Source organism: Bacillus cereus group sp. MYBKT14-1, assembly GCF_051915185.1.
Taxonomy (GTDB): domain Bacteria; phylum Bacillota; class Bacilli; order Bacillales; family Bacillaceae_G; genus Bacillus_A; species Bacillus_A cereus.
In genome coordinates, this window is record NZ_JBQAEF010000004.1 from 67,009 (window position 1) to 80,954 (window position 13,946).

Here is a 13,946-nt window from a genome sequence, read left to right on the forward strand (position 1 = left end):
TCTCTTATTTTATCTCTTGCTAAATGTCAAAAAACTGTTTCTATGTTACTCAATTATCAATATGATTATTAATAAAATTTTCGATCGTTATTATCTCGCAATTTTATCATGTAATTTCGAGATCGTTTCCTCATTTAAATTACTGTGTTTTATCGAATAAAGGAAATATACTACTACCCCAATAGTAATCCAAATACTAAAGTACACCCATGTCCTTAACGGTAAATTTAGCATTAAAAACACACAGCATACAATTGCAACGCATGGTAATACAGGTACAAAAGGTACCATAAATCCACGTTTTAAATTTGGGTGTGATTTACGAAGGATAATAACTGATAGACAAACTAACGCAAATGTCACCAAACTACCGATATTAACTAAATTAACTAATTCTTTCAAATCAATAAACCCAGCTATTATAGAGCTCCCTATTCCTGCTAATCCAGTTATAAAAGTGGGTGCTCCAGTTTTCTTATTAACTTTCGCAAATGATTTCGGTAACAATCCATCACGACTCATTGCAAAGAATACTCGTGTTGCCGCATACATATTGGAAAAAATAACAGCCATAAGGCCAATTACAGCACCTGCAGCAATTGCACCAGCGACTTTTCCTTGTCCTACAACTTCCATTACATACGCCATTGCCTCAGGAACATTTAATTCTTTATAGGAAACCATTCCTGTCATAACAAGGCATACCATAACATAAATAATTGTACATATGATTAATGATGCAATAATACCGATGGGAAGATTACGTTTCGGATCTTTTACTTCTTCTGCTGAAGTTGCTAATATATCAAAACCCGTAAAAGCGAATAAAATAGCTGCTCCACCCGTAAAAACTCCACTTAAACCGTATGGTGCAATTGGTATCCAGTTCATTGGTTTTACATAGAATATACCAACCGTAATAAACAACAAAATCATTCCAATTTTAATCAATACCATTATATTATTGATTCGTTTACTTTCTCTCGTACCACGAGATAACATCCATGCCAATATCAATGTAATAATTACTGCTGGTAGATTCACAATACCACCCTGCGAAGGAATCGTTACTAGAGCTTTAGGTATCTCTAATCCAAATCCCTTTATTAAATTGTGGAAATAGCCTGTCCATCCAGCAGCGACAGCCGCTGTTGCCACGATATATATTAACAGCAATGACCAACCTACTAGATGAGCAACAAACTCACCAATTGTTGCATATGAGTACGTATATACACTACCAGACGCCGGGAGTGTAGAAGCAATTTCCGCGTAACATAATGCTATAAATCCACATATAATTGCTGCAAGTATAAATGAAAAAACAACTGCTGGACCAGCATTTCTTGCTGCTACTAATCCAGTTAACACAAGAACCCCCGTTCCAATTATCGAGCCTACCCCTAACATAATTAAATCAAATGCTCCTAATGTTTTCGTTAAAGTCTTGCTTTGATTATGCTCTAACAATTGTGTAACGGATTTCTTTTTTAGTAAATTACTCATATTTTCTGTATCCCCTTTAAAATAAGGTTTGCTCTTCTCATTATTGTTGTGTATAAATTTACTTAGTTATTAGATAGTCTTATAATATTTCTTTTACGTTAAATAGATTTGAAATATTATATAAATTCGCTTCTCACTTACTAGTTAAACGAGACATTTCCATAGATTTTTTCGTACAACGTTTCATAGCTGAAATGATAGCTGTTCTTAAACCTTTTTCTTCTAATGTTGCTACAGCTTCTATCGTCGTTCCCCCTGGAGAACAAACCATATCCTTCAATTCACCTGGATGTATTCCCGTTTCCAATACCATTTTTGCAGAACCTAATACAGCCTGAGCCGCAAATTTATAAGCCTGTTTTCTCGGCATACCGTCAAGTACAGCAGCATCTGCCATGGCTTCTATAAACATATACATATATGCTGGAGAAGAACCACTAATAGATGTAACAACATCCATTAATTTTTCATTTACGACCTCCGTCTGGCCGAAACTATTAAATATATTTAGTACCTCTTTTATATCTTTTTCTGTAACCATTTCATTAAAAGATAATGCAGACATTCCTTCCCCAACAAGTACCGGTGTATTCGGCATTACTCTAATAACCTTTAACTTTCTATCAAATTCATTCTCAGTGCTCTTAATACTTTTTCCTGCAGCAATAGTTACAACAATTACATCATTTTTTATTTGGTTTTTTATTTGGTTAATTACCGATGTGTATAAGTCTGGTTTAATTGATAAAATTAAAATGTCGGCACTGTTAGCAACTTCATTATTGTTAGTAGTTATAGTTATGCCATATTTATCACTAGCATTTTTTAAATTACTGACGTTTAAATCTGAACAAATTATTTGATTTGGAGACACTATATTTTTATTAATCATCCCACCTATCATAGCAATACCCATGTTTCCACATCCGATAAATCCTATTTGTTTATTCATAATAATTTGATCTTGCTCCTTCTATTCTAAACTTTATTGATTTTGAAATTATTATTCTAAGTTAGGGCTATTACAATTACTGGGTTTATCAATAGAATTTAAAAATTCTCCTTCCTATAATGAGTTATGTTTTCGTATGTACTTTACAAGCATGCATTTTAAAAAATGAAGCGACTTTCTATTCATAGAACTATTAAAAACAATAGTAAAATGGTGATAATTTTTCGGAATTAATATTCTTTAACTATTCACCATTTTAAATAGAGCTTACATATTCCTCTAATAATTACTTATTTTCAAAATTTATAGTTACGCTCAAGAAAATGTATTTAAATTCCAAATAATTATCCCCATAGATAATATGAAACAAAGTAATGCAGGAATTGCCATTAAAATAGATTGTTTTGCTCGAAAAATATGAGCATGAATGGCTCCGACCATGAGAACTGCTAATAACGTATTTGCTCCTAGCGCTAAGTATTGATTCCAAATACCACCGATTATACCTATTGCTCCAATAATTTCAATAAAACCAATTATAGACATAAACCATAATGAATATTGATATTGTCGCCAATGTTCTACCTGAAAAGATATACGGAAAATTTTTATGAATCCCCCTACTACAATAAAAATTGCTAAAACTACCTGAAGAACAATCATCATTTAAACTCGCTCCTTTTAAGACTTTGTTAATTTTCATACTTCACAAGGAATAAATATATGCGTTTTACAAATATCAGAAAGGGAGATATACATAATTTAACTTTTTATACGCTAAGAACTAAGTAGATAACCTTTACTACATAATATTTTCTTAAGAAAAATATTTATTTTAATATATTTACCTCTTTTGTTAACCTGAATAGATTGTTTTTAATTTCAGACATGCTGATATTTTTTCTTGAAACACCGGTTTCCACTGCAGCACGTGCGACAGCATATGCTACATGTGGCACCACCCTAGGATCAAACGGATTTGGAATGACATAGTTGACATGAAGCTCTTCTTCTGAAATTAACTCAGCTATTGCATAAACAGCTGCTAGCTTCATTTCTTCATTAATTTCTTTTGCTTGTACATCTAAAGCTCCACGAAAAACTCCGGGGAAAGCTAGTACATTATTTACTTGATTAGGAAAATCAGAACGTCCTGTACCAACTACTAGTGCTCCTGCTATTTTTGCTTTATTAGGCATAATTTCAGGTGTAGGGTTAGCCAAGGCAAAAATAATAGGATTATGATTCATAGAACGAATCATATCCTCATCAACTACATCTGCAGCTGATACTCCAATAAATACATCAGCATCAATAAGGGCCTCTGCTAATGTTCCCCGCTTCTGTTCTATATTTGTAATACGAGCTATTTCTTCTTTAAGCGCATTCATTCCAATAGGTCGCTGTTCATATATTATCCCTTTTGTGTCACACAAAATAACATTTTTTACATGCATATGAAGTAACAGCTTAACAATCGCTATCCCAGCAGCACCAGCACCATTCACAACGATTTGCACATCTTCAATTTTTTTATTTGTTAACTTAAGTGCATTAATTAGGCCAGCAATCGTTACAATAGCTGTACCGTGTTGATCATCATGGAAAACAGGAATATCACAAGATTTTCTTAGGCGCTCCTCAATTTCAAAGCATTGTGGTGCTGCAATATCTTCTAAGTTTATCCCACCAAAATTTGGTTCTAATAATTTAACAACCTCAACAATCTTATCCGGATTATTAGTGTTTAAACAAATAGGAAAAGCATCGATCTCAGCAAATGATTTGAAAAGTAAAGCTTTTCCCTCCATCACTGGCATAGCTGCTTTAGGTCCAATATTCCCAAGACCTAATACTGCAGTTCCATCAGATATAACTCCAACTAGATTCCCTTTCATTGTATAATCATATACTTTGCTTTCATCTTTATAAATCTCTAAGCATGGCTCAGCAACACCTGGTGAGTAAGCGAGACTTAAATCTGTTGAATTTTGTACTTTAACTTTAGAATAAACACCAATCTTCCCCTGTTTTTCTTTATGCATTTTTAATGCTTCATCTCGTAAAGGTGACATATAATTTCGCTCCTATAATTAAGTTAAGAGTTCATTAACTCTATCTTAAACTTGATATTGTATGATATAAGTAAGACTTCTAATATAATCATTATTTATTTTTATAACCTTTTAACATATCTTTTGCATAACGATTGGGGTATAAAGTATTTAACATATTGTATGGACTTCCCTTCCAATATCTTCTTAATGGTGTCCATAACTTATGTTTAATTAACCATCTTTGTGTGTAAATAGATAGTAATTGCCCCTCTGTTAGTTTTTCCTTTTCTTCAATAGTCCACTTCAGCGCCTCTAATGCTTTTTTTTCAGTCCAAAATCCGGTAGGTGTGAATTTATATTCCCATTCTTTATTTTGACCAGGATATAAGTCATTGATCATGGCGTACGGACTGTTATTCCAGAATATTTGACAAGGAGAAATTAAATTATGAATAGTAAGCCATTTTACACTGTAAACTTGTAATAATTGAAAAGAAGTTAATTTTTCTTTTTCTTCAATAGTCCACCTTAATGCTACCAATGCTTTTTCTTTAGTCCAAAAATTGTTAGGAGTCATACTAAATTCCCACTCTTTAAATTTATTAGGATATAAAGAATTTATCATTGCATAAGGACTACCATTCCAATACATAACTAATGGTGCACTGAGTTTATTTTTCTCTAACCATTTTTTACTATAGAATTTGAATAGTTCTACTTTACTTAGTTTTTCTTTTTCTTCAACAGTCCATTTTAATGCTTCAAGAGCTTTTTCTTTAGTCCAAAAATTTAATGGTGCCATACCAAACTCCCACTCTTTAAATCTATTGGGATATAAGTCTTCAATCATCTTATAGGGACTATTATCATAACTATGTTTGAGCGCGCCGAGTAATCGATATTTTATAATTAAAGGCGTATTCCATTTTTGTTTAATATCCTCTTCATTCCATTTTAAAATTGTTTCAATTAAATATTTTGTGACCCTTTTAGATAGCTCTCTATTGCTATCTTCTTTCCATGTATTCGGTGGAAACCTACTTCTTTTACCGTCTAATATTTCTTGATAGATTTCTTCTATTTGCACTGCTTTCGCTTGCACTTCAAACTCCCTCCTATTCAAGACATATAGCGATTCCTCTTTCCTAACGTTAAATAACACGCCAATAGTAACTATTGTGATTTACTTTTATAACGCAAAAGAAATGTATAGGGTAAAATCATTTCTTTAATTTATAATAAGAAGGACATAAAAAAACAAAAAGTTACAAAAGTTTTTAAATTAAAATTTTTGTAACTTTTTGTTTTGATGCAAATATAATTTCAATTAAGGTATCTCACCGTTTTAAACTTGACGCTCCATAATCTTGTATAGTTACATTTATATGATATTTAATCGGTACCTTACTAAATGTTCGATCCCAATCTTTTTTGACTTTCTCCCATGTTCTCGGGTGTTTAATTCTTAATTGGTTGCCAAAACCCGCAATATCGACTTGGTATTCTTTTTGTATTTTTTTTGTAACATGATGTACTAAGTGCTTTACCTCTTTTTCAATAGCTTTTTCTTCCCTTTTTAAAAATTCATTTTCAAAATCTTTTCCTGATTGCATCCAATTTTCAGACAAACGCCCTTCTGATTCAATGTTTACATCAAAGGAAATATTATTTCCGTTAACATGTGGTATGATTTTGCTTTTTATTGACTTTATTTCGTATATAATGAGTTTCTTTGATTCTTTATCAAAAGTTTTTACCACACCACCATTCCTTTTTCCGTTTATCCATACTACTCCTTCCAATTCCTGTTCATTTAAAAAGCCCATCAACTTTTTTGTCTTCCCTTTAATTACAGCAGCTCCTGCAAATTTCGTTTCTCCTTTTATCGAGATTACATTTTGCAATAGAAAACTGGACCCTGACCGCATCTTTCCTTCCAATTTAGCGAGTGATACAGGAGGTAAAATCCTTGTTGTTCTCTTTCGATTATCTGCAATTCCAGACAAACGAAATGCTGGGATTTCTCCTTTTTTGTTTGATTCCAGTACCTCCTTCGCTAGACCCTTGCTAATTAAGATCATACAGCTAAGCCGAACTTCATTGTCGCGGAGATACTGTTCAAGTAATTGTTCTAAACTGTATGTACGTACAAGACTATCACTAATAACAATGTTTTTTAAATGTGGGCTGAACATTGCGCTCTCTCTTTTCAATGAAAACTCACGAACAATTTGATGAATGGAATCACCGGTCTCAGAAACATTTATATAACGTTTTTGTTGTCCGTTTCCTTTACTTTGTGCTTGCGAACTGACAATTTGATAAGTTGCTTTTATAAGATTTCTTTTAGGATAACCTCCTTCCTCATCCTCTTTCTCAATTGTTGAATCCTTCCCTTTATCTAGTGCTATACCTGCAGTTAAACTCAACTCTTCTACTTCTTTACTGCTCCAACATCCTGTTAAAAATAGAAGCAAAAGCGTACATAACAAAACCAAATAGAACCGCATATAATTAAATTTATTTTTCACGCTACTCCTCCTTTTAATCGCTTAATAATAAGAAGAAGCAGTGGCAGTAAACCAAATAAAAATAAAGCAGCATTACCGAGCATATCCCCCAGTTTAAGCAAATCATTTATATTTTTCGAAGTCATAGCAATGATGTAAATGATTGGAATCAAAGCAAAAATAAACGGATGAATACTCTTTTTAAAGAGTTGTGCCAATCCTAATGCAGCTGCATAGTAACTAATTGTATAGGTAGCAAATATTTGCATAATCCATATTACAAGCAGTAAAGATTCAAAACGTTCAAATATTAAACCAGAAATTTCAAAACTGCGCATAAGGTCAATTGTCGGCCATGTTCTTGTTACAACCCCATCAATTGATAATGCACCAATGACCATTACAACAGTTATTACATAAAAGATTAACGGAATAGAAATTCCAACTAAAATAGCTTTCACTGCTTTCTTTCGTTGTTCCATAAACACCAAAAGAATTAACATAATTTCTGGACCTGTATATGCGAGAGACGTTGTTTTTACCCCATCTAACACCGGTTTAATTCCCAAACCTAATACGGGACGGAGATTATCTATCTCGAATATCCCTATACTCATAAAAGAAATGAGTAAAAAAATAAAGAAAGTAATAGGAAATATTATTTCAAACATCCGTGCAATCGAGTTAATACCACTCATAATCAAATAGAGACCTATCCACATAAAAGGCATAACAATAGCCCATGCGGGGGTTCCTTCTAGCAAAAAAAAGCTTATTACTTCTGCCATTGAACGAATTTGAAAGGCTGAAGTTGTAAGAAAATACCCTATAATAAGAAAACTAAGCAACCTGCCTATCCATTTCCCTACAATATCTTGACTGTATTGATAAAATGTTTTATCTGGAAACTGCTGACTTAGTTTGACCATAATTACTCCTGAAACCATTGCGAGTATCCCACCTAATATCACACTTAACCATACATCTGGTGTTTTCACTTTTTCTACAGATGCTCTGGGCAGAGTGAGGATTCCTGTTCCCAGTATGTAATTTACAATAATAACAACTGCTTGTGCAGTTGTTATTCGGTCTTTAGGTATAGTAATCACTGAAGGCCACTTCCTTTCGTCATCAGCTACCTTTTGCGGTTAGTTTTTTTGGTATGCATTATTTTCGGTCGACGTCTCATTATTTTTAATGGCATGCGAACCATAAAATCTTTCCAATCACTAAATCGGTACGGAACAGCAGGGCTAGTATAAGGAACGCCAAAACTTTTCAGTTTCACTAAATGACTGCAAAGTAAAAGAAAGAAGAGAATAACTCCATACAAGCCAAATATCGCAGCACAAAACATAGCTACAAAACGAAGAATGCGTAACGTAATTCCCACACTATATTGCGGAATAGTAAAAGAAGAAATAGCTGTTACCGCAACAACGATAACCATTATTGGACTAACAATTCCTGCTTCTACGGCAGCCTGACCAATTATTAAACCGCCCACAATTCCCATTGCAGGTCCAATTGGTTTAGGCAGACGTAAACCCGCTTCTCGTAAAACTTCGATAGCTACTTCCATAATTAACGCTTCTATTAAAGCGGGAAAAGGAACTCCTTCTCGCGATCCGAGAATAGAAATAGCGAGCTTAGTGGGAATTAATCCTGGATGAAACGAAATGAAAGAAATATACAGTGCTGGAGCAAATAATGAAACAAAAGCTGTCATGAAGCGTAATAAGCGGAGAAGCGTACCAGGAAGCCACCTTTCATAATAATCTTCTGGTGATTGCAGTAGCATACTAAATGTAACTGGAGCAATTAAAACAAATGGTGTTCCATCTAACAAAATAGCTACTCGACCTTCCATCAAAGCACTAATAACACGATCAGGTCGTTCTGTATTTTGAATCTGCGGAAAAGGACTTAGATAATTATCTTCAATGAGTTGCTCTATATAACCAGATTCGAGTACACTATCTATGTCAATTTTCTGAATTCTGTTTTTTATTTCTTCCACCAATTCTGTACTAGCAAGATCTTTAATAAATGCGACAACTAGCTCTTTCTTTGCACGCTCTCCTACTGGTAGCTTTACTAATGATAAGCTCTCATCCGCACAGTGTCGTCGCAAAAGTGAGGTATTATCACTTAATACTTCAGTAAAACCGACCCGTGGCCCTCTGACTAATGCCTCCGATACTGGTTCTTCCATGTTTCGTTTATTTGCTTTTGTTGTACCAAGAATAAACACATCTGCTAAACCATCAATTAAAAGAGCTGTTGAACCTATCAATACTTTGGGTATTAAATCTTTTATGTAATGGACTTCTGCTACTTCACTAATTGTAAGAACTTTATTTTTAATATATTCTTTTGAAACAGTCCCCTCCACATAAGAAGATTCATTTTTATATTCATCAGAAAAATCATCCATTAGTAATTTCATAATATGTTTGTCAATTATCTCTTTATCTGATAGACCATCAACAAAAACGATCCCAGCCTGAATATCTGTGCGTCCAATATTAAACTTCCGAAAGCGAACATCAGAATTATGTCCGATTTGTTGCTTTATAAGTTCTAAGTTAGAGGCAAAATCATTTGTGAAATGAACGTTTGCATTTTGAGATGGTTTATGCTCTTGTTTCGTTTTACTTTGAATATTATTTTTTTTCACTTGTTTGTCTCTTGACTTCCACCAACTCATTCTTCCCACTCTTTCTCTGACATACGAACCCAATGAAAAAATCTTGAGATAGTATACGGAATTAAAAACAAGATAAACGCTTGTACAAAGACTTTCCAATCTGGAAGATAAGAAGTAATTATGTTCCACATTTTTATCACCCAATTTATATACTCTGCTAGGATTGAGATTTCTAAAAAACGATATGTACTTAATAAAAAATAACAATAAGATTAAAGAGCAGAAAAGCGAGACATTATGCTTTTTTAGTACCAATAACCTAATTAGTATAAAAACATTTCTGACCTAAAATACCATTTCCAATTATAATTTGTTAAATATTATCTCCTTTTCCCTTATTTATATGCCCGCATTTGAATTTCAAATAATATAAGGATCAATGATATTTCCTCTTAAAGAAAAAAAGATGCTAGAAGATAGCATCTTTTTTTCAATTCAACTTACTATGTATTTATATTTTATTGTGAAAATACTCGTTTTTTTTATGAATATTAATGTTGAAAAAAATAAAAACTACATATTCTTTTGTTCTAAGTTCCTACACTTCTACCGAATCGATACGGAATTTTCTGATTTTAAAACTAATATGAAATAAAGGAGAATAAAAAGAAAAATTATATAAAAAAATAACATTAAAACAATTATCAATCTATCAATTGAAAATAATAATTAGCAAGAGTTTATCATCTTAACTCCAGGTGTATTCGTTTTGCTTCAAAATAAAGAACTTGAATAAATTTTTTCGTATCAATACGAGCAGGTAATGTTGGTTCATTATTCAATTCTGTCATCTTTCTCCTTACGGTAGTAAAATCAAAAAATCTAGAAGCATAATTTTCGAACTTCGGGTTTAAAAAATCAGTAAGTCCAAGGGATGCTAAATGGTTTAATGATTGATAAATTGCTCTCCGAATCCGTTGTTTGGAAGCTTCTATGAACCTTTTTAATTCGGCATCTTCAGCTGAATCCCCAAGTTTTTTTTGAGCCAAATTCATAAAAATCTCTTTTAGTGAGGGAAAGCCTTGCTCCAACGTGTTATCTTGTTCATATTTATATAAATAATCTAGCATATCCATTAAATCTTTACTTCCACTTTCACTGGCTATTCCTAATTCAGACAAAAGAAAATGAATGGAATTTTGAAAATGATTGAAAGTATTTAAATATTTTTCACTACGGTATTTTTCTTGCGTACTTAAATTACTATCCAATTTTAGTACCATATTAAGCGATTCTTGAATGTTTTTTATTGATTTTTCCAAACGAATTCGTTCAATGACTTTCCGAACAACTGTTAATACTTCAATCCGGTTAATTGGCTTAATAATATAGTATTCAACACCAAGCGAATAAGCTTCAGCAATTAATTCTTTTGATTCTACTTGAGAGACCATGATGATTTTCCCTTTAAACGAAGGCTTTATTTGACGAATTGTTTTTATTCCATCTTGATTCGGCATTAACAAATCGATAAATAAAATGTCTATATTTTTAAGGATTACCATTTGTTGCTCTAAAGATAAACCATCCTCAGCTTCCCCTATAACCTCCCCAAGATCTTCATCCTCGATAATTTGAGCCAACATTGAGCGAACCGCTTTTTCATCATCTACTATATAAAAATACATAGAATCACCCTTTCGAAATTATATGATCAATCCCTAATCTAATTATAAAAATTGATCCTTTTCCTTCGGTTCTGTCCTCAAGCGTAACATCACCTTCAAGTTGTTCGACCATTTCTTTAACATACGATAATCCGATACCTGTCGATGGGTTGCCTAAATCATCATATTTAGAAGTAAACCCAGGCTCAAAAATTGAATCTTTATATTTTGAAGAAATACCAGGACCATTATCGCCTATTTGAAATTCAACAAAATGGTGGTCTTTATTAATGTCAATTGTGATGGTTCCCATACCTTGGATAGCTTCTACAGCGTTTGTAACGATATTATTTATAATAGATAAGATTGTGTAAATATGATAATGAGGATGCACACCATCAATTTTATACACAAATTGGATGTCTTTCTCTAGCAACCGTGCATATTTCGTATTTGCCCGTATAATGATATTTACTAGTTCATGCACAGACATATAATCTGTAAAACTTTCATCAGAAATTAATTTTGAAAGTCCCGCAAAAATACGTTGGTTATCCTTTTTAACGTCATGGACCTCACCAGCAATTTGTAATGCCTGTTGCCTTAAATCCTCAAACTGAAAATCCATCTGTTTGTGCTCAAAGGAGTCTAAGGTTTTATATAAATCATAGGATTTTTTTGTTATATTCTCAGCATCTTGTAATGTTTTCTTTAAATGAACAGCATCTTCATATAAATTAGAGATGAGCATGAGCATGTGTTCATTTTGCTTCTTTATATGTCTCTCCCTTGATTGTGCTTCATACAATTTCATCATATTGAAAAAGCTTAGAACTATAAAACTATGGGAACATGCGATAACAATGATCTCATTTATTGCCTCGGATGTGATCGATGTTTTTAATACGAAATATTGAATCATTAATTCCACACAGTCTGACAGTATTTCAATCATGCAACCAATAAAACCAATCATTAGTGGTTGATGATAAAAACGTTTGATTTTTGCTAAATGAAAGAGATACGAATAAGTAAAATAAAAGAAAAAACTAGGATAGTGAGTATGAAAAGCGGCTAGCCAATCCATATTTCCCTTTATAATGACATCCATTGAGATACGAAATACTACCACGACTATCGCTGTTAAAAAACCCGGTAAAAATGCTGGAATTCGTCGAAACAATAACAAAAAAAAGAAAAATGTTGGTGCGCCAAAGCTCATTCTAAATGTTTCATTTAAAGGAAATGACTTTATTTCACCTACTAAGGGTACTGTAAGTATCATTAAAACGAGAATATAGATGTCTTTTTTTACTAAATTACTAAGATTCAAAATAATCACTTCTCACTTTCGCCTAACAGTCAGTATACAAACCTATTTGCATTAATACAATACTTACTCTATTTTTTTCAAAAACTGATAAATAAGATATAAACGAAAGCATTATAGATTGTGAGTATTCATTACACCCTTCTACTTTAGAAAGATACTTTATAACTCAAAAATGTTCAGACACAATATAAGGTCTGAACACTTTTGGACTCGCTCTAACACCAAAATATCTGTGCTCCTTTTTAAAATATACTTAAATCCCATTCTTTTGCAATATGTTCTAACAACATAATTCCTGGTAAACTATTCCCATAATCATCAATGGCTGGTCCGTAAATACCAATACCACATCCATCTTGAAACGATAAATCCTTCCTAGATTTTGAGGGAACAAGTGTCATAATTCCGCCCGATACCCCACTCTTAGCTGGTAATCCAATGAAAGCAGCAAATTTTCCGGAAGCATTGTACATTCCACAAGTAAGCATTAAAGCTTTTGTTAACCTAGCTACTTCTTTAGGGAGCACTTGTTCTTTGCGAATAGGATGATATCCATCATGTGCTAGTATAAGCCCTATTAAGGCAATATCTTCTGTATTTATTTCAATCGAACATTGTTTTAGGTAAACCTCTAGTGTCTCCTCCACATCTGATTCTAGAAAACCATTCTCCTTTAAATAGTATGCTAATGCTCTATTACGATGAGCCGTTTCCCATTCTGATTGAAATACTATTTCATTAATAGCGGGACGCTTCTCTATCATTTTTTCAATTAATACGTATAGAGATTCTAATTTTTCTTGCACCGATGTCCCTGGCAAAAGTGAAGCTATCGTAATTGCTCCAGCATTGATCATAGGATTAAAAGGTTTTCCTGGTTTATGTATCTCTAAACGAATAATTGAATTAAAGGCATCTCCAGTTGGCTCTACGTCAACTCGTTCTAATACATAAGAAATACCGCGACTTAAACAAGCGGCTATAAAACCGATTACTTTTGATATACTTTGTAATGTGAAAGGTATCTCCCAATCTCCTGATTTTATCATTGTTCCATCTGGCTTTACTATACAAATACCTAACTGCGATACATTTATTTCCCTCAGAGCAGGAATATAACTGGCGCTTCGTCCCTTAGCTGCATACGTTCGATAATGAGCTACCCATTGATCTAAGCAAACTTTTTCTTGACTCTCAACTTGAACGCTAGAATCCTTTATCATTTAATCATATTCCCCCGTACTATTAACTTTATATAGAATAATTTTTTC

12 protein-coding genes are annotated in these 13,946 nt (G+C 32.9%); all 12 read right to left on the reverse strand.

Going from position 1 to position 13,946, the window contains the following annotated elements:
- Positions 1–90 precede the first annotated feature (90 nt).
- The gene (locus ACTFO4_RS12840; RefSeq protein ID WP_440014392.1) at positions 91–1,506 is read right to left on the reverse strand and encodes an amino acid permease; all 1,416 of its coding nucleotides are present in this window, start codon (positions 1,504–1,506) and stop codon (positions 91–93) included.
- 133 nt (positions 1,507–1,639) lie between these two features.
- Positions 1,640–2,458: a pyrroline-5-carboxylate reductase gene (proC, locus tag ACTFO4_RS12845; protein WP_440014393.1), complete on the reverse strand. Its 819-nt coding sequence runs from the start codon at positions 2,456–2,458 to the stop codon at positions 1,640–1,642.
- 315 nt (positions 2,459–2,773) lie between these two features.
- Positions 2,774–3,124 carry a DoxX family protein gene (locus ACTFO4_RS12850; protein WP_000973725.1) on the reverse strand — a complete coding sequence of 117 codons (351 nt, stop codon included), beginning with the start codon at positions 3,122–3,124 and terminating at the stop codon, positions 2,774–2,776.
- 164 nt (positions 3,125–3,288) lie between these two features.
- A complete protein-coding gene (locus ACTFO4_RS12855) occupies positions 3,289–4,533 on the reverse strand; it encodes an NAD(P)-dependent malic enzyme (RefSeq protein WP_000074778.1) in 1,245 nt (414 codons plus the stop codon).
- 91 nt (positions 4,534–4,624) lie between these two features.
- Positions 4,625–5,617: a DUF4046 domain-containing protein gene (locus ACTFO4_RS12860; RefSeq protein ID WP_001148033.1), complete on the reverse strand. Its 993-nt coding sequence runs from the start codon at positions 5,615–5,617 to the stop codon at positions 4,625–4,627.
- A gap of 235 nt (positions 5,618–5,852) precedes the next feature.
- Positions 5,853–7,046: a Ger(x)C family spore germination protein gene (locus tag ACTFO4_RS12865; RefSeq protein WP_000790805.1), complete on the reverse strand. Its 1,194-nt coding sequence runs from the start codon at positions 7,044–7,046 to the stop codon at positions 5,853–5,855.
- Entirely contained in the window at positions 7,043–8,134 is a 1,092-nt protein-coding gene (locus tag ACTFO4_RS12870) for a spore germination protein (protein WP_440014394.1), read from the reverse strand. The genes ACTFO4_RS12865 and ACTFO4_RS12870 overlap by 4 nt, the downstream gene beginning before the upstream one ends.
- Before the next feature lie 26 nt (positions 8,135–8,160).
- Positions 8,161–9,735 carry a spore germination protein gene (locus ACTFO4_RS12875; protein ID WP_440014395.1) on the reverse strand — a complete coding sequence of 525 codons (1,575 nt, stop codon included), beginning with the start codon at positions 9,733–9,735 and terminating at the stop codon, positions 8,161–8,163.
- Positions 9,732–9,866, reverse strand: a complete 135-nt coding sequence (locus ACTFO4_RS12880; protein ID WP_000267088.1) for a hypothetical protein — start codon at positions 9,864–9,866, stop codon at positions 9,732–9,734. Before ACTFO4_RS12880 ends, ACTFO4_RS12875 begins: the two co-directional genes overlap by 4 nt.
- A gap of 552 nt (positions 9,867–10,418) precedes the next feature.
- Entirely contained in the window at positions 10,419–11,363 is a 945-nt protein-coding gene (locus ACTFO4_RS12885; protein ID WP_440014396.1) for a response regulator, read from the reverse strand.
- Positions 11,364–11,367: 4 nt separating this feature from the next.
- The gene (locus ACTFO4_RS12890) at positions 11,368–12,684 is read right to left on the reverse strand and encodes a sensor histidine kinase (RefSeq protein ID WP_000584790.1); all 1,317 of its coding nucleotides are present in this window, start codon (positions 12,682–12,684) and stop codon (positions 11,368–11,370) included.
- Between the two features lie 233 nt (positions 12,685–12,917).
- Positions 12,918–13,898, reverse strand: a complete 981-nt coding sequence (glsA, locus tag ACTFO4_RS12895) for a glutaminase GlsA (RefSeq protein ID WP_000588662.1) — start codon at positions 13,896–13,898, stop codon at positions 12,918–12,920.
- Positions 13,899–13,946: the final 48 nt, after the last annotated feature.